Raw genomic sequence first — 20,755 nt, 5'->3', positions numbered from 1 at the left:
CAGTCAGACTCGTTCCGGGTTCAGAGCGGGTTCGGCCAGCGTCAGCGGACGCCCCGCCATACGGGCCACCAAGTCTAGCAACCCCTGCCGGGCATTGCCGTTTTCCTGACCCTTGATGACGCGATCCACATGCGCGGCCGCGCCCAGCAGGGCCCGTGCCTGCGCCAGGTTCAGCCGCGACATCGCCTGACGCAGGGCCTTCTGACCATCGCCGAAACTGCCCTGGAAGGCCTCGCGATCCGGCGCCCCCGCCGCCTTGCGCTCCATCGCCTGCACCAGCAGGCGGCACTCGCGCGCCAGTGCCCACAGGATCAGCGGCTCCGGCTGCCCCTCATCCAGCAGCCCCTCCAGCATGCGCAAGGCATGGCGGACGTTACCGCGCAGGGCCGCCGGGGCCAGGGCGAACAGCTCGAAGCGGGCACTGTCCGTCGTGGCTGCGGCCAGGACATCGAGGTCGATCTCGCTCACACCCGCCAGGGCCAGCTTCTCGATCTCCTGACGCGCGGCCAGCAGGTTGCCCTCGACGCGCGAGACCAGCAGCGCCAGGGCGTCATCGGTAATGCGCAGGCCGTACTTGTGCAGGCGCCCGCGGATCCAGCCCCCGAGCTGCGCCGGCGGGACCGGGCGTGCATGGATCACCACCGCACGGCTCTCCAGCGCCTTGAACCAGGCCGCCCGGCGCATGGCGCTGTCCGGCCGTGGCAACTGCAGCAGCAGCACCAGATCCGGCTGCGGATCGGCGGCATAGGCCTTAAGGTGATCGCCCCCGGTCTTGCCCGGCTTGCCGGTGGCCAGACGCAGATCCAGCAATGCCCGCTCGGCGAACAGCGAACGATCGCGCACCGCGGCCTCGAACGGCCCCCAGTCGGACTGCGCGGTCAGATCCAGCACCGTCCGCTCCAGAAAACCCTGGGCGCGCGCCGCCACGCGGATGACATCTGCCGCCTCGATGGCCTGCAACGGCTCTTCCGCCAGCAGCAGATAGACGGGCGCCAGACCGCGACTCAGCTCCTGCTCCAGTCGCGCAACGTCCAGGGCCATCAGCGGTCGCGGACCTCTTGCAGTTCACCATCCGGCCCGATCCGCGCGGCCATGCGCCGCTGTAACTGCGCCACCAGGTCACGGTTCATCGCCGTGCGCAGGGTCTCCTCGCGTTCGGAACGGCTCAGCACCGCCGAGCCATCAAACAGGTACACCCGACTCGCCTGCAGCGGCCCGAGCTCGACAGCCTCGCCCTGCACCGGACGCAGGCGGACCTCGACCGTGCGGATCAGTTCGTACTCCGATACGCGGGCGGTCTCGGTCACCGACAGGGTGCGCCGGTCATCACGGACCGAACGGATCTCCAGTGTCGCTCCCTGCCCCTCCGGGCGCTGTTCGACGATCTCGACCCCGCCCGAACCAAAGGCGACCTCCAGCTCGCGGTAGAGGGAATCACGCGGGCTCACGCCGGTGATCTGCACCGGCGTGAGGACCTCCGGCCAGTCCATGCTGCCGCGCAGCTGAAAACCACAGGCGGCCACGGAGACCGCCAGCCACACCACCAGGCCTGCGCGCAGTAACAGACTCATTGCGGTTTGACCACGAAGTTCACCAGACGCCCGGGCACCACGATCACCTTCATCACGTTCTGTCCCTCGATATGCCGCTGTACATTCTCGTCGCCGCGCGCGGTGGCTTCGATCGCGTCGCGATCGGCGCCGGCCGGGACCGCGATCTCGGCGCGGCGCTTGCCGTTCACCTGCACCGCCAGGGTCTCCTGCGCGGCCTGGCGCGCGGCCGCGTCGACCTGCGGCCAGGCGGTGGTCGCGACCAGTTCGTCATGGCCCAGCGCGCGCCACAGGGTCTCGGTCACATGCGGGATGATCGGCGCCAGCATGCGCACGATGCCCTCCAGGGCCTCCTGACGCACGGCCGCGGCCTGCGCGCCATCTTTCGGCAATTTGCCGAGGTCGTTCAGCAGCTCCATGTTCGCGGCCACCGCCGTGTTGAAGGTCTGGCGCCGGCCGATGTCGTCGGTGACCTTGGCGATGGTGTCGTGCAGCTTGCGCCGCAGCTCGCGCCCGGCGTCGTCCAGCGCGTCCACGTCCAGCGCAGCCGGGCTATCGCCGTTCACGTGCTCGTCCACCGCCCGCCACAGGCGCTTGATGAAGCGCTGCGCACCCTCGACGCCGGAGTCGGACCACTCCAGCGACAGGTCCGGCGGCGCGGCGAACATGGTGAACAGCCGCGCGGTGTCGGCACCGAAGCGCTCGATCAGCGCCTGCGGATCCACGCCGTTGTTCTTCGACTTGGACATCTTCTCCATGCCGCCCACGACCACCGGCTGGCCGTCTTCGCGATGGCGCGCGGCCTTCACCGAGCCGTCCTCCGCGCGTTCCAGCTCGACATCGGCCGGGTTGATCCAGTCCTTCCCGCCGTCACCGCGTCCGCGGTAGAAGGTCGGGGCGATCACCATGCCCTGGGTCAGCAGCCGGGTGAACGGCTCGTCCGAGGCCAACAGGCCCTCGTCGCGCAGCAGCTTGTGGAAGAAGCGCGCATACAGCAGATGCAGCACCGCATGCTCGATGCCGCCGACGTACTGGTCCACCGGTAACCAGTGGTCGGCGCGCGCATCCAGCATCGCGGTGTCGTTATCCGCGCAGGCGTAGCGGGCGAAGTACCAGCTGGACTCGAAGAAGGTGTCGAAGGTATCGGTCTCGCGCCGCGCCGGCTTGCCGCATTCCGGGCAGGTGGCCTCGTAGAATTCCGGCATGCGCGCCAGCGGCGAGCCGGCGCCGTCCGGGATCACATCCTCCGGCAGACGCACCGGCAGGTCCGCCTCCGGCACCGGCACCGCACCGCAGTCATCGCAGTGGATCACCGGGATCGGGCAGCCCCAGTAGCGCTGGCGCGAAATGCCCCAGTCGCGCAGGCGGTAGTTGCGCCGGCGCCGGCCCAGCCCGGCCTGCTCCAGGTGTTCGGCGATCGCGGCCTTGGCCGCCTCGGATGCCTGCCCGTCGAAGTCGCCGGAGTTCACCAGTACGCCGGGATCGGTGAAGGCCGCGGCCTGTACGTCGCACTCGGCGCCGTCGGCGGGGGCGATCACCTGCCGGATCGGCAGACCGTATTGCGTCGCGAACTCGTGGTCGCGTTCGTCGTGCGCCGGCACCGCCATCACCGCGCCGGTGCCGTATTCCATCAGCACGAAGTTGGCGACCCAGACCGGGACCTCCGCACCGGTCAGCGGGTGACGGGCGGTAAAGCCCAGCGACCGGCCCTTCTTCTCCATGGTCGCCAGATCGGCCTCGGCCACCCCGCCCTGCGCGCAATCGGCGACGAACGCCGCCAGTTCGGCATCGTTCTGCGCCAGCGCCTGCACCCGCGGGTGCTCCGGCGCGAGCGCCATGTAGGAAACACCGAACAGGGTATCCGGGCGCGTGGTGTAGACGGTCAGCGGCTCGCCGCCATCCACCGAAAACTCCAGCTCCACGCCCTCGGAACGGCCGATCCAGTTGCGCTGCATGGTGCGCACCTGGTCCGGCCAGCCGTCCAGCCCGTCCAGGGCCTCCAGCAGCTCGTCGGCGTAGTCGGTGATGCGCAGGAACCACTGCGGCATCTCGCGGCGCTCGACAAGCGCGCCGGAGCGCCAGCCACGGCCCTCGATCACCTGCTCGTTGGCGAGCACGGTCTGGTCCACCGGGTCCCAGTTCACGGTCGCCTTCTTGCGGTAGACCAGGCCCTTCTTCAGCAGGCGCACGAACAGCCACTGTTCCCAGCGGTAGTAGTCGGCATCGCAGGTCGCGAACTCGCGCGACCAGTCGTAGGCAAAGCCCAGGCGCTTGAGCTGGGTGCGCATCTGCTCGATGTTCTGGCGCGTCCACGCGGCCGGCGGGACGTGGTTCTGCATCGCGGCGTTCTCCGCCGGCAGGCCGAACGCGTCCCAGCCCATCGGCTGCAGCACGCTCCTGCCCTGCATGCGCTGGAAGCGGGCGATCACGTCCCCGATGGTGTAGTTACGCACATGCCCCATGTGCAGCTTGCCCGAGGGGTAGGGGAACATGGACAGGCAGTAGAACGGCTCGCCGGGTGCGTCCTCGCGCGCGCGGAAGCAGTCGGCCTCCTCCCACTGGCGCTGTACCTGCGCCTCGACCGCCTCGGGGGAATAGTGCTCCTGCATGCGCCTCACCTGTGCCTTGATCGCGGAAAACAAAGAACTGCGCAGAATACCAGCCGCCCCCACCCCCTCCAAGCGAAACACGGAGCCCGCAGCCTGCCCCGCAGCCGTGATGGCCGTCACAAAACCTGCGGAACAGATGCTTTTTATGCCCGTTCTAACGCGTACATGCACCCGCAAACGTCCGCGCGGCGTTCAGGAGGCAGGAAATGAGCTTCGAGAATGACACCATCCCCGTCGCACAGCGCGCCTACCCCGAAGACCTCGCTGAAGTAGCACAGCAACACACGCCCGAGACCGATTCTCCGGCGATCCGGACGGTCGCGCCCGAAGATCTCGGCACCTGGCTGGGCAAGGGCTGGCGTGATCTCTGGCAGATGCCTGTTGCACTGGTACACGGCCTGGTCATCACCATGATCGGGCTGGTGCTGCTGGGGCTGTCCTGGAACCAGCCGTGGATGGCCTTCTCCTGGCTGGCCGGATTTCTGCTGCTGGGACCGGTTCTGGCGGTCGGCGTGAACGATCTGGCCCTGCGGAAAGAGCGCGGCCAACCGGGCGGTCTCGGTCTGCGATGGCTGGGGACGCTGGGCGGTTCGATCTGGGCATTTGCCGCCCTGCTCGCGGTCCTGTTCGTGATCTGGGCCAGCTTCGTATGGATGTGGATCGCCGTGCTCAATATCGGCGAGCTGGGCGTGACCGGCCAGCTGCACCACATGGTCGGGGCCATGCTCACCAGCGGCACCGGCATTATCTCGCTGGCGGGTGTCGTCGTGGCCGCCATTGCCTTCGGCCTGGTGGTCTTTGCCCTGAGCCTTGCCACCATCCCGGCCCTGCTGGATCACCGCATGCGCGATGACGCACCGCAGAAGTCACTGGTGGAATCCATCGGCGTGAGTCTGAAGGCCTTCAGCCACAATCCCGGCCCCCTGATGCTGTGGGGCCTGATCATCACTGCACTGTTCATGGTCTCGCTGGCCACGGCGCTGCTGGCCCTGATCGTGATCTTCCCGTGGCTGGGGTTCGCGATGTGGCACGGGTATCGCGATCTGGTGGGCAGCCCGGCGGCCGCCTGAAGGGGCGGATCCGCCTCCTCAGGCACCCTCCCCGTTCGGGTCTTCCGGCGCGGCCTCCGCGGACTCGTCGCGGGGGCCGCATGTGCCGCGCCGGTCGCCCAGCCGGGCGAACGTCCGCAAGCGCTCCGCCACCGCATGGTTGAAGCTGCCCTCCGGGAACCCACCGCGGGCATCACGTTCGCCCGCCGGCATGTCGGCCAGCAGCTCGATGGCCTCGTCCAGTGAGGTGACGGGGTACACGAAGAAACACCCCTGCGCGATCGCCGTGCGCACATCCTCGCGCAGCATCAGGTGCTCGACGTTGCTCGCGGGCAACAGCACCCCGTGACCGTCCAGCTCCCCGGCGTCGCGGCAGACATCAAAGAAACCCTCGATCTTTTCGTTGACCCCGCCGACGGCCTGCACCTCGCCATGCTGGTTCAGCGAGCCGGTCACCGCCAGCGACTGGCGCAGCGGGACCCGTGCAATCGCCGACAACAAGGCGCAGGCCTCGGCGACCGACGCGGAATCCCCCTCGATGTCACCGTAGGACTGCTCGAAGGCCAGACTGGCAGACAACGAGAGCTCACGGTCCGCGGCGTAGTGGCTGGCGATGAAGCGCGACAGGATCATTACCGCCTTGCTGTGCACCGGTCCGCCCAGCTTGGCCTCGCGCTCGATATCCACCACCTGGCCATTGCCCGAACGCGCGGTCGCGGTAATCCGGATCGGCCGTCCGAACATCGTGTCACCCAGATTCAGCACCGACAGCCCGTTGACCTGGGCGATCTGCGTGCCCCGGGTGGCGATCAGCACCACGCCGCGCCGGATCTGCTCCAGGCTGCGCCGTTGCAGCCGTGCGCCGCGAGCCTCGCGTTCGCGGATGGCCTGGTCGACCTGCGCGACACCCACGACCTCGACACCGGCCTGGCCGGCCCAGTGATCGGCCTCCAGCAGCAAATCACGCAGGGTGCGATCATGCGCCGACAGCTTGCGCTGGTCTCCGGCCAGGCGACTGGCATGTTCGATCACGCGCGCGACCGCGGCGCGGTCCAGCGGCCGCAGCCCGGCACGCCGCGCCATGGTCGCCAGCATCCTCGCGTACAGCGCGAGACTGGCTGCGTCGCGCTCCAGGTCATCCTCGAAGTCCGCCTCGACCTTGAACAGCTCGAGAAAGTCCGGCTCATACGCCGACAGCAGGTAGTACAGCAGGCGGTCCCCGATCAGCACCACCTTCGGGTTGACCGGGATCGGCTCCGGCTCCAGCGCCACGGTGCTGACCAGGCCGAACAGGCGTTCCAGCGACTCGATACGGACCTCGCCGGAGAACAGCACCCGTTTGAGGCTTTCCCAGGCCAGCGGCTGCAGCAGCACGCGACGAGCGTCCAGGATTAGGTAGCCACCGCTGGCCCGATGCAGGGCCCCGGCCCGAACCAGCGAAAAATCGGTCACCAGATCGCCCTCGTGCACCTGGTACTCGATCTGGCCTGTCAGGTGCTGATGATTCGGCGAATCCTCGTAGAGGACCGGCGCACCGCGGGTCTCCGCGTGATCCACCAGCAGGTTGATGCGAAAGCGCTCCAGCAGCCCCGCGGGCAGCGCCGGGTCCTGTCCGCTGCGAAAGGCCTCCGCATGCTGCACCACGTCATTCAGGATGGCCTCCAGATGCGCGACCACCGCCGGCAGATGCGACCAGCGCTCTTTCAGATCACGAACCGGGCCATCCAGCACCGACTGCAGCATCTCCGCATTCAATGCCCGAATCTTTTCTTCCAGCTCCTTGCGCAGGCGCGGGATCTGGCGCAGGGCCTGGCGCAGTTTCTCCTGCAACACCTCGACCTGCGCGTCGATCTGCTCGCGCTGTTCCTCGGACAGCGCGTCGTATTCCTCCGGCTTGAGGATCTCTCCGTCCCGCATCGGCGCGAACGAGAACGTTTTCCGGGCATTAATCAGGGCGATGTCGTTCGCCTCGGCCTCTTCCTGCACGCGGCGCACACCCTCGCTCTGCTCCTCCTCGGACGCGTCCTTGAGCTCCTGCAGGCGCCGCTGATATTCCTCCGCCTCGAAGACCGCCGGGATACTGGTGTGGAGATCCTCGATGAACCGCTCCAGGTCGGACTGCAGCGTGCGCCCCTCCCCGGCCTCCAGGCGAATGGCGCGCGGGCACTCCGGCTTGTCGAAGTTGAACACGTACCCCCAGTCCGGCGGGGCCGCCTCCTCGGCGGCACGATGCTCCAGGAAGCGCCGCACCAGCTCGTGGCGTCCGCTACCGTCCGGCCCCAGAACGAAGAGATTGAAACCACGCCCACGCATCGCCGCCCCGAACTCCAGCGCGCGCAGCAGGCGTTCCTGCCCGCAGGGCAGCTCCAGCGCCTCCAGCGACTCGGTGGTTGCGAAATCCAGATACTCCGGCGGGCAGTGCTGATAGACCTGCTTCTCGGTCAGGGGTGCGGGTCGCGTCATGTCCGTCTCCTTTTGGCCCCTACCATGCAGCAGATACGGCCCGGCGTGCACCTCCCGGGGAACACTGGCAGCGCCCGCTTATCGTGCTAACGTGGAGACAGAAGGGCCCCAGAGCCCCAGCGGGGCAGATGTTCAACGAGCAAGCCGCGAGGAACCGCGCATGAACGACAAGTCCAGGGAATCATCCGCCGAGGTAGACCAGGAACGCGAGCACCGCCTGAGCGATGCCTACCACCGCATGCTGCACGAGGTCACCGAGGATCTCGAAAAGCTGGAGGACAAGACCAGCCAGGCCATCACCGAGGCCCTGGAAAACGCCCGTGACCGCGTGCAAAAGGCCAGCGACCTGACCCGCGAGGAGGCGCATGAGGTGATGGATTACCTGCGCCGGGACCTCCAGGATCTGGGCGCCTATCTGGACTCGCGCACCGAGGACTGGCGCAGCTGGCTGCGGATTGACCTCGGCCTGATCGAGGCGAGCATCCTCAACGCCCTGGAACGCATCGCCGATCGCACCCGTGTGGAAATCACCGAACTGACCGCCCGCGCCCAGGTCATGGGCGAATGGCACACCGGCGAGATCACCGGCCCGGGCGAACTGCTTTGCAAGCAATGTGGCCATGCCGTGCACATGACCCGGGTCGGACGCGTCCCGCCTTGCTCCCAATGCCACAACACCAGCTTCCGCCGGGGCCCGGGGGGCACCGAGGCCGAATAGCGGTCCCGAACTGCGCCCTCAGGTGCTGCGCCGGCGCTGCGCCGCGCCAAGCACCACCAGCACCAGGGCCGCCAGCACGGCGGGCCCCTCGCCAAGGGCCGCTGCCGGGGTCATCCCGGTTCGCGGCTCGATCGTGCCCTGCACCACCTCGCGACTGAACAGCCCGGAACGCTCCAGCAAACGCCCGTCGGCCGCAATCAGGGCCGAGACGCCGGTGTTGGTGGCCCGCACCATCGGGCGGCCGGTCTCCACCGCCCGCACCCGTGCGATCTGCAGATGCTGGGCCGGCGCGAGGCTGTCACCGAACCAGGCATCGTTACTGACATTGACCAGGAACCGTGCCTCCGGCAGCGGCGCACGGATGTGCCGAGCGTAGGCCGATTCGTAGCAGATGCTGATCCCGGCATACGTCCCGGCGACTTCCATCCCACCGTCGCCGGTCCCGGGACTCAGGTCCGACATCGGGATCTGCAGCAGCCGGTCAAGCCAGGCCAGGCGTTCACGCAACGGGATATATTCACCGAACGGCACCAGCTGGCGCTTGTTGTAACCCGCCCCGGACCGCGTATGCACGACCGAGTTAAAGATCGAACGGGTCTGCGGATCGTGGTCAAAGATCCCGACCAGCAGTTCGCCCCCGGTCTCCTGCAACTCCAGTGCGGTGCGGGACAGGTCACCGCGTATCTCCGCCAGCAAGGCCGGGATCGCCGTCTCCGGCCAGACGACCAGGTCCGCCCCGGCGGCTTCCCGGGTCAGTGTTGCGTAGACCTCCAGCGAATGATCGATGCCATCGGGGGCCCACTTGCGCGCCTGTTCGATATTGCCCTGCACCATGGCCACCCGCAGCGATTCGCCCTCGGGCTGGGTCCACTCGACCAGCGTCAGCGGCAGCGATAGTACAAACAGCCCCGCCACCAGGCCGGCACCGGACCACCTGCGTTCGCGCTGCAGCACCAGCACCAGCCCGGCCGCCAGCAGCGCCACTACCAGCCCGGCGGCCAGTTCCCCGCCCAGCGGCAGCCAGCCCTGCAGCGGCGTCTGCAGCACGGTGTGTCCGAACAGCAGCCAGGGGAACCCGGAGAACAGCCAGGAGCGCGCCAGCTCCATCAGCACCACCCCGGCGGCCAGGGCGATCAGCCCGGCCGGCCGCTCCAGCGTCAGAAAGCGTGCGGCCAGCCCGGACAGGACTGCCGGATACAGGGCCATTACCAGCACGAAAAGCATGGTTATCAGCGAGGCCACCACCAGTGGGGCCTGACCGAACACCAGCAGGGAATTGAAGATCCAAGTGACCCCGACCCCGAAGAAGCCGAGGCCGAAGGCATAGCCGGTTACGGCGGCGCGGCGCCAGGGGGCACCAACCAGCAGGGCAAACCAGACCGCCAGGGCAAGCGGCGCGGCCGGAAACCAGCCGACCGGGGCAAAGGCGAGAGTCGCGCCCGCACCGGCCAGCAGGGCCAACAGGCCGACCGCCCAGAGCGGCAGGCGATCCGCCACCGCTCAGTCCTCCCGCTGACGGACGGGATCGGCGGGGAGCCCCTCGAAGCTCTGGCCACCCTCCGCCACCGGGACCGCTTCAGCCTCCGGCAGAAGCATCTCCAGCAGGTGCAGGCGGCGGTTGTCCGCGCGCAGCACACGGAAACGCATGCCGTCGATCACGATCTGCTCGCCCCGACGCGGGACACGCCCGAAGTGCGACAGTACGAGCCCCCCGATGGTGTCGAAGTCGGCCTCGCTGTACGCAGTCTGAAAGTAGGCGTTGAACTCCTCCATCGGCGTCAGCGCCTTGAGGGTGTAGCGCCCGCCGGGGTGCTGCATGATCTGGGTCAGGTAATCTTCGACGTCGTGTTCGTCCTCGATCTCCCCGACGATCTGCTCGAGCACGTCCTCGATGGTCACCAGCCCGGCCACGCCGCCATACTCATCCACGACGATCGCCATGTGATTGCGGCTCAGGCGGAACTCCTTCAGCAGCACGTTCAGGCGCTTGCTCTCGGGCACGAACACGGCCGGGCGCAGGATCTCCTGCATGTCAAAGGCGCTATCGTCGGACTCGCCAGAAAAGCGCAGCAGGTCCTTGGCCAGCAGCACGCCCACCACCTCGTCGCGGTGATCACCGACCACGGGCAGACGCGAATGGGCCGAGGCCACCACATCGGGCAGAAATTCGGACAGGCACGCATCGCGGCGGACGACCTCCATCTGCGCACGCGGGATCATGATGTCGCGCACCTGCATGTCGGCCACGTTGAGCACGCCTTCCAGCATGGTCAGGGCCTCGGGGTCGACGAGTTCGCGGCCGTGCGCCGCGCGCAGCATCTCGACCAGTTCGCGGCGGGTCGCCGGCTCGCGACGGGGACGCAGAAACTCGCCGGCGCGGGCGCGCCATCGCCGCCAGATCGGTTGCTCGTCGAGTTCGGGTTCAGGCATCGGGGGCATGTCCGGCCGGGTGCTGCACCAGGGCGCGTGCCGGTTGCTCGGCGTAGGGGTCGGGGTAGCCTAACCCGGCCAGGACCGATGACTCAATGGCCTCCATCCGCTCGGCCTCGCCCCGGGTCTGGTGGTCCATGCCCTGCAAATGCAGCATCCCGTGTACCACCATGTGGTGGTAGTGGGCCGCCAGGGTCTTGCCCTGCTCCTCGGCCTCGCGCGCCAGCACCGGCACACACAGGATGACGTCGCCGAGATAGACATTCGCCTCGGGCGGCAGACCGGGCGGCAGGTCCGGGGCAGGAAACGACAGCACGTTGGTCGCGTAGTCGCGTCCACGAAAGGCGTGATTCAGGGCCCGCCCCTCGTCGGTGTCCACCAAGCGCAGTGTCACCCCCGCTTCACCGTCCCCGCGCCAGGCCGCGCGGGCCGCCCGGTGCAGGGTGGTGGCAGCCGGCAGGCCCGCCCGCGGCACCGCGTACTGCACCGCAACATCAAGCGCCATCGGCGGCCTGTCCGTCCGTTCCAGTGCCCGCCCCGGGCTCCACAGCCGGCTTGCCGGAGGCGCTGTCGTGGGCGTCGTAGGCCTCCACGATGCGCTGCACCAGCGGGTGGCGCACCACGTCGCCGGCCTGGAAGCGGGTGATATGCACACCCTCGACATCCTTCAGGATCTGCATCGCATGCTTGAGCCCGGAGCGCTGGCCACGCGGCAGGTCGACCTGAGTGATATCGCCATTGACCACGGCCGTGGAACCGAAGCCGATGCGGGTCAGAAACATCTTCATCTGCTCGACGGTGGTGTTCTGCGCCTCGTCGAGAATAATGAAGGCCTCGTTCAGCGTACGCCCGCGCATGTAGGCCAGCGGGGCCACCTCGATCACCTGACGTTCCATCAGGCGCGCAGTCTGGTCGAAGCCCATCAGCTCGTACAGGGCGTCGTACATCGGACGCAGGTAGGGGTCGATCTTCTGCGCCAGGTCGCCGGGCAGGAACCCCAGGCGCTCGCCGGCCTCCACCGCCGGGCGCACCAGCACCAGGCGCTGCACCCGGTCCTGCTCCAGCGCGGCCACCGCCGCGGCCACGGCGAGGAAGGTCTTGCCCGTACCGGCCGGCCCGATGCCGAAACTGAGGTCGTGCTGCGCAATCGCGGCCAGGTACTTCGCCTGCCGCGGGCCGCGACCGCGGATCACCGCGCGCTTCAGGCGCAGCGATGGATCGCCCGCATTGCCATCGGGTTCGGCCAGGCCCTCGACATGCGCCGTCTGCAGCGCGGTATGCACCTGCTCCAGGCTGACCGGCTCTTCCTGGGCCATGCGATGCAGGTCGTGGATCAGTGCATCCGCCGCCTGCACCGCGGCCTTCGGTCCGGTCAGATTGAAGCGCGGACCGCGGTTGTGCACGGCCACGCCCAGGCGCGACTCGATCAGGCGCAGATGGGCATCCAGCGGACCGGACAGGCGTGCGAGGGTCTCCTGGTCACCCGGGTCCAGGGTGAAATCGGCGCGGTTCGCCATCGTGGATCAGGCGCCGACGGCGGCAGGCATCGTCCGCTCCACCGCACGCCCGCGCAGGGAATGCGCCAGGGCCTCGGTAATCTCGACCGGGATCATCTGTCCGATCAGATCAGGGGTGCCCGCGAAATTCACGATGCGGTTGTTCGCTGTGCGCCCGGCCAGTTCGCCGGGATTACGTTTGGCCGGACCCTCGACCAGGACCGACTCGATGTTGCCAACCATGGCCTGATTGCGTTCGCGCCCGTGCTGTTCGATCAGGGCCTGCAGTTCGGCCAGGCGCGCCTTCTTGGTGACCAGCGGCACGTCATCCGGCAACGCGGCGGCCGGCGTGCCCGGACGGGCGCTGTAGATAAAGCTGAACGAGAAGTCGAAGTGCAGCTCCTCGATCAGCTTCATGGTCGCCGCGTGGTCGGCGTCCGTCTCGCCGGGGAAGCCGACGATGAAGTCGGAGGACAGGTCCAGATCCGGGCGTGCCTCGCGCAGGCGGCGGATCTTGGACTTGTATTCCAGGATCGTGTGACCGCGTTTCATTTGCGCCAGGATGCGGTCGGAACCGCTTTGCACCGGCAGGTGCAGGTGGCTGACCAGCTTGGGCTCGTCGGCATAGGCCTGGATCAGCGAATCGGAAAACTCCACCGGGTGCGAGGTGGTAAAGCGGATACGCTCGATGCCGTCTACCGCGGCCACATAATGGATCAACAGCGCGAGGTCGGCGGTATCGCCATCCTCCATCGGCCCGCGGTAGGCATTCACGTTCTGCCCCAGCAGATTGATCTCCTTGACCCCCTGCCCGGCCAGCGCCACCACCTCGGCGATCACGTCGTCGAACGGACGGCTGATCTCGTCGCCGCGGGTATACGGCACCACGCAGAAGCTGCAGTACTTGGAGCAGCCCTCCATCACCGAGACGAAGGCGGTCGGGCCATCGGCCTTGGGTTCGGGCAGCCGATCGAACTTTTCGATCTCGGGGAAGGAGATATCCACCACCGGCGCCCGCTCGCGGCGCACCGACTGGATCATCGCCGGCAGGCGGTGCAGGGTCTGTGGGCCGAACACCAGATCCACGTACGGCGCCCGCTCGCGCAGGGCGTCACCCTCCTGACTGGCGACACAGCCGCCCACGCCGATGATCACCTCCGGTCGGCGCTCCTTGATCTGACGCCAGCGCCCCAGCAGCGAGAAGACCTTTTCCTGTGCCTTTTCGCGGATGGAGCAGGTGTTCATCAACAGGACATCGGCCTGCTCCGGATCATCGGTACGCTCCGCGCCGTGCAGCGCGCGCAACGCATCGAGCATGCGATCGGAGTCGTACTCGTTCATCTGGCAGCCGTGCGTCTGGATGTAGACCTTGCGGATCATGCTGTCGGTACTTCGCTGGTAGAGGGATTCAGGGGTACTGGCGCACCGGGGGCCGCCCGGCTGCCCCGGCAGGCTTGTCAGAACGGCACATCGTCATCGTCGAACCCGCCGGAGACCGGCGCACTGCCACGACTGCTGCCCTGCTGGCCGCCACCGCCGTAGGCATTACCGCCGCCGTAACCCGGGTCCTGGTCGTACCCGCCACCGCCACCGCTGCCCCCGCGGCCGCCGATCAGCTGCATGTCGTTTGCGACCACCTCGGTGGTGTAGCGGTCATTACCCGACTGGTCCTGCCATTTGCGGGTCTGGATCTTCCCTTCGAGATAGACCTGCGAGCCCTTGGACAGATACTGCGCGGCGATATCCGCCAGACGCCCGAACATCACCACGCGGTGCCACTCGGTGTTCTCGCGCTTTTCGCCGGAGTTCTTGTCGGTCCACTGCTCCGAGGTCGCCAGACGCAGATTGGTCACGGTAACCCCGTTCGGGGTCTCGCGCTTCTCCGGGTCGGCCCCGAGATTGCCGAGCAGGATGACTTTGTTGACGCCGCGGGCCATGGGAACTCCTTCGTAGCGGGCATGGAGGAACAAGCCCGATAGTGTACCAGCCCGATGCGGCGACGACAGCGCGGCGCCCGCCGTTGCGGACCTGATCAACCGGCGGGCGGGCCGGCGCCTTCGCCCTGATGCTCGTCCGGCCGCCGCGCCAGCCAGGCACCCAGTGCCGCTGCATCCGGCCCCAGACGCGCAACCTTGAGATAAAGCGACCGTGAATCGGGGGAAAGATCGGCCTCGCACACCCCCGGAAGCGCCAGAACCCACGCGCGCAGATCCGCCTCACGCCCGGCCCAGTGGGCCGGTACGGCCACGACCCGATTCGACCCGTAACGCGGTTGCAGGTCACGCACGACCCACCACCAGGTCAGCAATAACGGGACGCCGACCAGAAACACCCCCACCGGGCCGGCGATCGCAAGCACGGCACCGCCGAGCACGCCACCGACGAAGATGCCCAGGAACTGGGCAGTGGCAAAACCACCCATGGCGGAACCCTTGTGGGCGACCGGGGCCGCACGCGCCACCAGTGACGGCAGGCCGGCCTCGAGCAGATTGAACGCGGCGAAGAACAGGATCATCAGTCCGGCCAGCCACCACAGTCCGCCGCCGCTCGGCACCAGCAGGGCGAGCAGCACCTGCACCCCGGCCAGCAGCGCAATGGCCATACGCAGGACACTGTGCACCTGCTGACGCCGTTCGCCGAAGATGATCCCCGGCAACATCAGGGCGAATCCCGCCAGCAGCACCGGCACGTAGAACTGCCAGTGACTGGCGGCCGGCAACTGCACCGATTCCAGCAGGAACACGGGAATCACCAGAAAATTCGCGGCGAGCACCACGTGCAGCACAAAGATCCCGAAGTTGAGTCGCAACAGATCGGGTGCCCGCAGAACCCCGGGCAAGGCCGACCACACCGGGACCATGTCCGGGTGCGAACGCATCCGGGCGGGGCGTGGCACCCACAGGTACAGGATCGCAATGGCCACCACACCGAGCGCAGCGGACAAACCAAAGATCCCCTCGAGGCCGGCGGCGCGATCCACCACCGGGCCCAGCGCCATCGCCAGGGTAAAGGTGAGGCCAATGGTGAGACCGATCACCGCCAGCGCCCGCATCCGGCGTTCCTCTCCAACCAGATCCGCGGTCAGCGCGAGGACCACGGCCGCCACCGCGCCCGCACCCTGCAAGGCACGGCCGAGAATGATGCCATGGATCGACTCCGCCACTGCCGCCACCAGGCTGCCTGCCACGAACAACAGCAGGCCGGCCAGGATCAGTGGCTTGCGACCGACTCGGTCGGATAGAAGACCGAATGGGATCTGCAGCATCGCCTGCGTGAGACCGTACACGCCCAGCGCCACCCCCATCAGGAACGGGGTGGCGCCCGCGATGCGGTCGGCGTGCAGCATGAAAACCGGCAGCACCATGAACAGACCGACCATCCGCACGCCATAGATGGCGGCCAGTCCGGTGGTCGCACGCAACTCCCGGGGGCTCATGCCAATGGACATCCGGAGAGAAAGGGGAGGCTGTTCATGCGGGCGCAGTTTACCGCCAACCCCGACGCGGAAACCATGGCCGGCGCTTGCCGGGTGTTACCATCACGGGTTTGCGACACGCGCCGGAGAATCCTGGCCGCGGCGCTCGATACACCTCTGCAGAGCCGATCCTGACCCATGGACAGCATTCGCATACGCGGCGCCCGCACCCACAACCTGAACAACGTCGACCTCGACCTGCCGCGCGAGCGCCTGATCGTGATCACCGGCGTCTCCGGCTCGGGCAAGTCGTCGCTGGCCTTCGACACCCTGTTCGCCGAAGGCCAGCGCCGCTACGTCGAGAGCCTGTCCACCTATGCCCGGCAGTTCCTGTCGATGATGGAAAAACCGGACGTGGACCAGATCGAGGGGCTCTCGCCGGCCATCTCCATCGAGCAGAAAAGCACCTCGCACAACCCGCGATCCACCGTCGGCACCATTACCGAGATCTACGACTACCTGCGCCTGTTGTATGCGCGCGCCGGCGAACCGCGCTGCCCGGAGCACGGCGAAACCCTCGCCGCCCAGACCATCTCGCAGATGGTGGACCAGGTGCTGGCCCTGCCGGAGGGCGACAAGCTGATGCTGCTGGCCCCGGTGGTTCGAGGGCGCAAGGGCGAACACCACAAAATGCTGGAGGCCATGCGTTCCCAGGGCTATCTGCGTGCGCGCATCAATGGCGAGATCCACGACCTCGATGCCCTGCCGACACTGGACCCGAAGCGCAAGCACAATATCGAGATCGTCATCGACCGGTTCCGCGTGCGCGAAGACCTGCGCCAGCGCCTGGCAGAGTCCTTCGAGACCGCGACCGAACTGGCCGACGGTCTGGCCCTGGTGGCCTGGATGGACGCGCCGGAACGCGAACCCATGATCTTCTCCGCCCGCTTCGCCTGCCCGGTCTGCGGCTATGCGCTGCGCGAGCTGGAGCCACGCCTGTTCTCCTTCAACAACCCGGCCGGGGCCTGCCCCACCTGCGACGGCCTCGGCGTGCATCAGTTCTTCGACCCCGAGCGCGTCGTCGCGCAGCCGGAGTTGAGCCTGGCCGGCGGCGCCGTGCGCGGCTGGGACCGCCGCAACGCCTGGTATTTCAGCCTGCTGACCAGCCTCGCCCGACACTACGGGTTCGATGTCGAAACCCCCTGGGCCGACCTGCCGCCCGAAGTACGCGCGGTGGTGCTGCACGGCTCCGGGCGCGAAAAGGTGAAACTCTCCACGCCGGCGGCGAACGGACGCATGCGCACCGACGAGCGGGTATTCGAAGGCGTAATCCCGAACCTGGAACGCCGCTACCGCGAGACCGACTCCGCCGCGGTACGCGAGGAACTTGGGCGCTACCTGGCCGAACGGCCCTGCCCCGACTGCCACGGCACGCGACTGAACTCGGCCGCCCGCCACGTGTTCGTCAACCACCACACCCTGCCCGAGGTCACGCGCATGAGCGTGGCCCATGCCCAGCAGTTTTTCGCCGACCTGCACCTGCCCGGCCGCTTCGCCCAGATTGCCGAAAAGATCGTGCGCGAGATTGCCGCGCGCCTCGGGTTCCTGAACGACGTGGGGCTCGACTACCTCACCCTCGACCGCTCGGCCGATACCCTGTCCGGCGGCGAGGCCCAGCGCATCCGCCTTGCATCCCAGATCGGCTCGGCCCTGGTCGGCGTCATGTACATCCTTGACGAGCCCTCCATCGGCCTGCACCAGCGCGACAACACGCGGCTGCTCAACACCCTCAGTCACCTGCGGGACCTCGGGAACACCGTCATTGTCGTCGAACATGACGAGGATGCCATCCGCCAGGCCGATCACGTCGTCGACATCGGGCCGGGCGCCGGCCGCCACGGCGGCCACATCGTCGCGTCAGGCACCCCGGAGGAGGTTGCAAACCACCCCGACTCCCTGACCGGCGCCTACCTGCGCGGCACCCGCATGATCCCGGTGCCGGAACAGCGCGTCACGCCCGACCCGGAACGCGAGATCCGCGTGATCGGCGCCCGCGGCAACAACCTCAAAGGCGGGGACTTCGCCTTCCCCACCGGCGTGCTGACTTGTGTCACCGGCGTCTCCGGGTCCGGCAAATCCACCCTCGTCAACAACACCCTGTACCCGGCGGTCGCCACCGCCCTGCACGGCGCCCGTCACCTGATCGCGCCCCACGACCGCATCGACGGCCTCGACCTGATCGACAAGGTCGTGGACATCGACCAAAGCCCCATTGGCCGCACCCCGCGTTCCAACCCTGCCACTTACACTGGCCTGTTTACCCCGATCCGTGAACTCTTTGCCGCCACCGCCGAGGCGCGTTCCCGCGGCTACAAGCCCGGGCGCTTTTCGTTCAACGTCCGCGGCGGGCGTTGCGAAGCCTGCCAGGGCGACGGCGTCATCAAGGTGGAGATGCATTTCCTGCCCGACGTGTTCGTGCCCTGCGACGTCTGCAAGGGGCAGCGCTACAACCGCGAGACCCTCGAGGTCCGCTACAAGGGGAAGAACATCCACGAGGTGCTGGAGATGACCGTCGAGGAGGCCCTTGAGTTCTTCCAGCCGGTCCCTGTGATCCACCGCAAGCTGGAGATGCTGATGGAGGTTGGCCTGTCCTACATCCAGCTCGGACAGAACGCCACCACCCTTTCCGGTGGCGAAGCGCAGCGCATCAAGCTCGCGCGCGAACTCTCCAAAAGGGACACCGGCCGCACCCTGTATATCCTCGACGAGCCCACCACCGGCCTCCATTTCGAGGACATTGCCCAGCTCCTGCGGGTACTCCACCGGCTGCGTGACCACGGCAACACCATCGTCGTGATCGAGCACAACCTGGACGTGATCAAGACCGCCGACTGGCTCATCGACATCGGTCCGGAAGGTGGCAGCGGCGGCGGCGAACTGCTGGTTGCCGGCACCCCGGAGGCCGTCGCCGCCACCACCCAAAGCCACACCGGCCGCTTCCTCGCCCCGCTCCTGGATTCCGCTCCACAATCCGCCATCCTGGCATCCTGACCGCCTCGCACACTGGCTACCCGACCCTCTCGCACCCACACCACTTGGGCGCGACTCCCGCCCCTGTTGTGCCCCCCCTCCCGTGCACATTCGCCGCGAGGCCCCGGACGTGGCTCAGCGTCGTTGCGCGCGCCACCCCATCCACCAAAGGCGCCTGCCGGATTTCCGCACGTGCTGAGACGCGTTCGGGACCCCGGGCCCTGTAACGCTCCCTCCCGATCCATCATGTCCGCCCGACACGTCCCAGGACCGAAGAACGGGGCGCAGTCCCCACCACCCTTGCAGCGATCATCCGAGACCACCAGGCTCCGCGAGCAACCACGTCCCGAATCCGTCGTGACCCTGCCACACCCGCCTCCACCGTCGCCCCATCCCCGCCGCGGGCGCCTCTCGCGAAAGGTCGTTCACCCGCCACGCTCGACACCGCCAGCCGACCCGCCGAGTTTTCCCCTCCCCAAACACAAGAAAGCCGGCACAAGGCCGGCTTTCTTGCGAGCCAAGCCGAACCTCGGCTTGCTCCAGTCATCGCACGCTTGCCAACCTCAAGCGGCTTCTTCCTCGCCAGACTCGCCTTCCGGACGATCCACCAGCTCAACATAGGCCATAGGCGCATTGTCACCTGCACGGAAACCGCACTTCAGGATGCGCAGATACCCGCCCGGCCGTTCCTGATAGCGCGGACCCAGCTCATCGAACAGCTTTCCAACCACTTCCTTGTCACGGAGCCGGGCAAAGGCCAGGCGACGACCGTGCACACTGTCTTCCTTCGCCAGCGTGATCAGCGGCTCGGCGACACGGCGCAGTTCTTTCGCCTTGGGCAGCGTGGTCTTGATCAGTTCATGCCGGAACAGGGCAACGGAAAGCGCCTGAAACGTGGCCTTGCGGTGCGAGCTGTTACGGCCAAGCTGACGGCCAGAGTGACGATGACGCATGAGAGGCTTCCTCTAGAAAAACGGTGGGCGCAGCAGCGCCGTGATTACTCGTTGTCGTCGCGCAGACCCGGCGGCGGCCAGTTCTCGAGACGCATGCCGAGCGACAGCCCATGGGTCGCCAGCGTGTCCTTGATCTCGGTCAACGACTTCTTGCCGAGGTTCGGCGCGCGCAGCAACTCGACCTCGGTGCGCTGGACCAGATCCCCGATGTAGTACAGATTCTCGGCCTTCAGGCAATTGGCCGAGCGCACGGTGAGCTCGAGTTCGTCCACCGGGCGCAGCAGCACCGGATCGACGGCTCCGCCGGTACCCCCGGCCACCTCCCCGGCCTCTTCCTGCAGGTCAACGAACGGAGCGAGCTGACCCTGCAGTATCGTCGCTGCCTGCCGCACCGCATCATCCGGCGCGATCGCACCATTCGTCTCGAGCTCGAGGACCAGGCGATCCATGTCGGTTCGCTGTGCCAGACGCGCACTCTCGACCCGATAGGACACCCGCCGAATAGGGCTGTAACTCGCATCGAGCAACAGGCGGCCGATCCCGGTTTCGTCACCACCCTCCGCCTGGCGGCGGGCACTGACCGGCTCATACCCACGACCGGCCCTTGCCGTCAGGGTCATGTCCAACTCGACGTCTTTCGTAATCGTCGCGATCACATGTTCCGGGTTTACCACCTCGACATCGTGGTCGACCTGGATATCACCGGCAGTCACCACACACGGACCCTGCTTCTTCAGCCCAAGGCTCGATTCCTCGCGGCTGTGCATCCGCAGAGCGACGCCTTTCAGGTTCAGCAGGATATCCACGACATCCTCCTGCACCCCTTCGATGGTGGTGTACTCGTGCAGCACCCCCTCGATCCGCGCTTCCACGATCGCCGCGCCCGGGATGGACGACAACAGCACCCGCCGCAGCGCATTGCCGAGCGTATGCCCGAAACCGCGCTCCAGCGGCTCCAGTGCCACCTTGGCCTGATTCCGATTCTCGGCCTCGACCTCGATCTGCTGTTTCTTGACCAGTTCGTTCGACTGCATTGTGACTC

General features: G+C 67.4%; 16 protein-coding genes. 3 read left to right on the top strand and 13 right to left on the bottom strand.

All coding sequences use genetic code 11. From position 1 onward, the window contains the following. Window positions 1-3: 3 nt before the first annotated feature. Genes holA through leuS form a run of 3 tightly spaced genes read right to left on the bottom strand, consistent with a single transcriptional unit; the run spans window position 4 to window position 4,159 of the window. Window positions 4-1,041: a DNA polymerase III subunit delta gene (holA, locus tag G332_RS0111695; RefSeq protein WP_019627174.1), complete on the bottom strand. Its 1,038-nt coding sequence runs from the start codon at window positions 1,039-1,041 to the stop codon at window positions 4-6. Continuing rightward, entirely contained in the window at window positions 1,041-1,571 is a 531-nt protein-coding gene (gene lptE, locus G332_RS0111690; RefSeq protein ID WP_019627173.1) for an LPS assembly lipoprotein LptE, read from the bottom strand. Before lptE ends, holA begins: the two co-directional genes overlap by 1 nt. Then, window positions 1,568-4,159, bottom strand: a complete 2,592-nt coding sequence (gene leuS, locus G332_RS0111685) for a leucine--tRNA ligase (RefSeq protein ID WP_019627172.1) — start codon at window positions 4,157-4,159, stop codon at window positions 1,568-1,570. The genes lptE and leuS overlap by 4 nt, the downstream gene beginning before the upstream one ends. A gap of 206 nt (window positions 4,160-4,365) precedes the next feature. On the opposite strand from leuS, the gene G332_RS0111680 reads away from it, so the two are divergent. Further along, a complete protein-coding gene (locus G332_RS0111680; RefSeq protein ID WP_019627171.1) occupies window positions 4,366-5,229 on the top strand; it encodes a DUF2189 domain-containing protein in 864 nt (287 codons plus the stop codon). An 18-nt stretch (window positions 5,230-5,247) separates the two neighbouring features. Here G332_RS0111680 and G332_RS0111675 read toward each other — a convergent pair whose 3' ends face one another. Continuing rightward, on the bottom strand, window positions 5,248-7,671 hold the full coding sequence (locus G332_RS0111675; protein ID WP_019627170.1) for a Lon protease family protein: 2,424 nt from the start codon (window positions 7,669-7,671) through the stop codon (window positions 5,248-5,250). 160 nt (window positions 7,672-7,831) lie between these two features. On the opposite strand from G332_RS0111675, the gene G332_RS0111670 reads away from it, so the two are divergent. Beyond that, a complete protein-coding gene (locus tag G332_RS0111670; RefSeq protein WP_019627169.1) occupies window positions 7,832-8,389 on the top strand; it encodes a zinc ribbon-containing protein in 558 nt (185 codons plus the stop codon). A gap of 18 nt (window positions 8,390-8,407) precedes the next feature. On the opposite strand, the gene lnt is transcribed toward G332_RS0111670, so the two are convergent. From lnt to G332_RS12950, 7 genes are all read right to left on the bottom strand, one after another. Next, on the bottom strand, window positions 8,408-9,886 hold the full coding sequence (gene lnt, locus G332_RS0111665) for an apolipoprotein N-acyltransferase (protein ID WP_019627168.1): 1,479 nt from the start codon (window positions 9,884-9,886) through the stop codon (window positions 8,408-8,410). A gap of 3 nt (window positions 9,887-9,889) precedes the next feature. Further along, on the bottom strand, window positions 9,890-10,819 hold the full coding sequence (locus G332_RS0111660) for an HlyC/CorC family transporter (protein ID WP_019627167.1): 930 nt from the start codon (window positions 10,817-10,819) through the stop codon (window positions 9,890-9,892). Further along, window positions 10,812-11,324 (bottom strand): rRNA maturation RNase YbeY, encoded by a 513-nt coding sequence (gene ybeY, locus G332_RS0111655; protein ID WP_019627166.1) that lies wholly within the window; start codon window positions 11,322-11,324, stop codon window positions 10,812-10,814. The genes G332_RS0111660 and ybeY overlap by 8 nt, the downstream gene beginning before the upstream one ends. Continuing rightward, window positions 11,314-12,336, bottom strand: coding sequence for a PhoH family protein (locus G332_RS0111650; protein ID WP_019627165.1), 1,023 nt, complete (start codon window positions 12,334-12,336; stop codon window positions 11,314-11,316). The genes ybeY and G332_RS0111650 overlap by 11 nt, the downstream gene beginning before the upstream one ends. Before the next feature lie 6 nt (window positions 12,337-12,342). Beyond that, entirely contained in the window at window positions 12,343-13,695 is a 1,353-nt protein-coding gene (gene miaB / locus G332_RS12955; protein WP_019627164.1) for a tRNA (N6-isopentenyl adenosine(37)-C2)-methylthiotransferase MiaB, read from the bottom strand. A 77-nt stretch (window positions 13,696-13,772) separates the two neighbouring features. Beyond that, a complete protein-coding gene (gene ssb / locus G332_RS0111640; RefSeq protein ID WP_019627163.1) occupies window positions 13,773-14,252 on the bottom strand; it encodes a single-stranded DNA-binding protein in 480 nt (159 codons plus the stop codon). A 95-nt stretch (window positions 14,253-14,347) separates the two neighbouring features. Then, window positions 14,348-15,751, bottom strand: coding sequence for an MFS transporter (locus G332_RS12950; RefSeq protein WP_038059784.1), 1,404 nt, complete (start codon window positions 15,749-15,751; stop codon window positions 14,348-14,350). Between the two features lie 177 nt (window positions 15,752-15,928). Between G332_RS12950 and uvrA the strand changes: the two genes are divergently transcribed. After that, window positions 15,929-18,781, top strand: coding sequence for an excinuclease ABC subunit UvrA (uvrA, locus tag G332_RS0111630; protein ID WP_019627161.1), 2,853 nt, complete (start codon window positions 15,929-15,931; stop codon window positions 18,779-18,781). 542 nt (window positions 18,782-19,323) lie between these two features. On the opposite strand, the gene rplQ is transcribed toward uvrA, so the two are convergent. Both rplQ and rpoA read right to left on the bottom strand, forming a co-directional pair. Next, complete coding sequence (gene rplQ, locus G332_RS0111625) at window positions 19,324-19,713, bottom strand: 50S ribosomal protein L17 (RefSeq protein ID WP_019627160.1); 390 nt, start codon at window positions 19,711-19,713, stop codon at window positions 19,324-19,326. A 44-nt stretch (window positions 19,714-19,757) separates the two neighbouring features. Next, the gene (gene rpoA / locus G332_RS0111620; RefSeq protein ID WP_019627159.1) at window positions 19,758-20,747 is read right to left on the bottom strand and encodes a DNA-directed RNA polymerase subunit alpha; all 990 of its coding nucleotides are present in this window, start codon (window positions 20,745-20,747) and stop codon (window positions 19,758-19,760) included. Between the last annotated feature and the right edge of the window lie 8 nt (window positions 20,748-20,755).

Origin of the sequence: Thioalkalivibrio sp. ALJT (assembly GCF_000381825.1) — a bacterium.
Taxonomy (GTDB): domain Bacteria; phylum Pseudomonadota; class Gammaproteobacteria; order Ectothiorhodospirales; family Ectothiorhodospiraceae; genus Thioalkalivibrio.
This window is presented reverse-complemented; position numbering and strand designations above follow the sequence as displayed.

What these genes read in the sequence shown, in the direction of transcription:
- G332_RS0111675 (WP_019627170.1), bottom strand. Translation starts at nt 7,671, where the DNA reads ATGACGCGACCCGCACCCCTGACCGAGAAGCAGGTCTATCAGCACTGC.
- G332_RS0111660 (WP_019627167.1), bottom strand. Translation starts at nt 10,819, where the DNA reads ATGCCTGAACCCGAACTCGACGAGCAACCGATCTGGCGGCGATGGCGC.
- lptE (WP_019627173.1), bottom strand. Translation starts at nt 1,571, where the DNA reads ATGAGTCTGTTACTGCGCGCAGGCCTGGTGGTGTGGCTGGCGGTCTCC.
- rpoA (WP_019627159.1), bottom strand. Translation starts at nt 20,747, where the DNA reads ATGCAGTCGAACGAACTGGTCAAGAAACAGCAGATCGAGGTCGAGGCC.
- ybeY (WP_019627166.1), bottom strand. Translation starts at nt 11,324, where the DNA reads ATGGCGCTTGATGTTGCGGTGCAGTACGCGGTGCCGCGGGCGGGCCTG.
- ssb (WP_019627163.1), bottom strand. Translation starts at nt 14,252, where the DNA reads ATGGCCCGCGGCGTCAACAAAGTCATCCTGCTCGGCAATCTCGGGGCC.
- G332_RS0111650 (WP_019627165.1), bottom strand. Translation starts at nt 12,336, where the DNA reads ATGGCGAACCGCGCCGATTTCACCCTGGACCCGGGTGACCAGGAGACC.
- miaB (WP_019627164.1), bottom strand. Translation starts at nt 13,695, where the DNA reads ATGATCCGCAAGGTCTACATCCAGACGCACGGCTGCCAGATGAACGAG.
- G332_RS0111680 (WP_019627171.1), top strand. Translation starts at nt 4,366, where the DNA reads ATGAGCTTCGAGAATGACACCATCCCCGTCGCACAGCGCGCCTACCCC.
- G332_RS0111670 (WP_019627169.1), top strand. Translation starts at nt 7,832, where the DNA reads ATGAACGACAAGTCCAGGGAATCATCCGCCGAGGTAGACCAGGAACGC.
- uvrA (WP_019627161.1), top strand. Translation starts at nt 15,929, where the DNA reads ATGGACAGCATTCGCATACGCGGCGCCCGCACCCACAACCTGAACAAC.
- holA (WP_019627174.1), bottom strand. Translation starts at nt 1,041, where the DNA reads ATGGCCCTGGACGTTGCGCGACTGGAGCAGGAGCTGAGTCGCGGTCTG.
- G332_RS12950 (WP_038059784.1), bottom strand. Translation starts at nt 15,751, where the DNA reads ATGAGCCCCCGGGAGTTGCGTGCGACCACCGGACTGGCCGCCATCTAT.
- leuS (WP_019627172.1), bottom strand. Translation starts at nt 4,159, where the DNA reads ATGCAGGAGCACTATTCCCCCGAGGCGGTCGAGGCGCAGGTACAGCGC.
- rplQ (WP_019627160.1), bottom strand. Translation starts at nt 19,713, where the DNA reads ATGCGTCATCGTCACTCTGGCCGTCAGCTTGGCCGTAACAGCTCGCAC.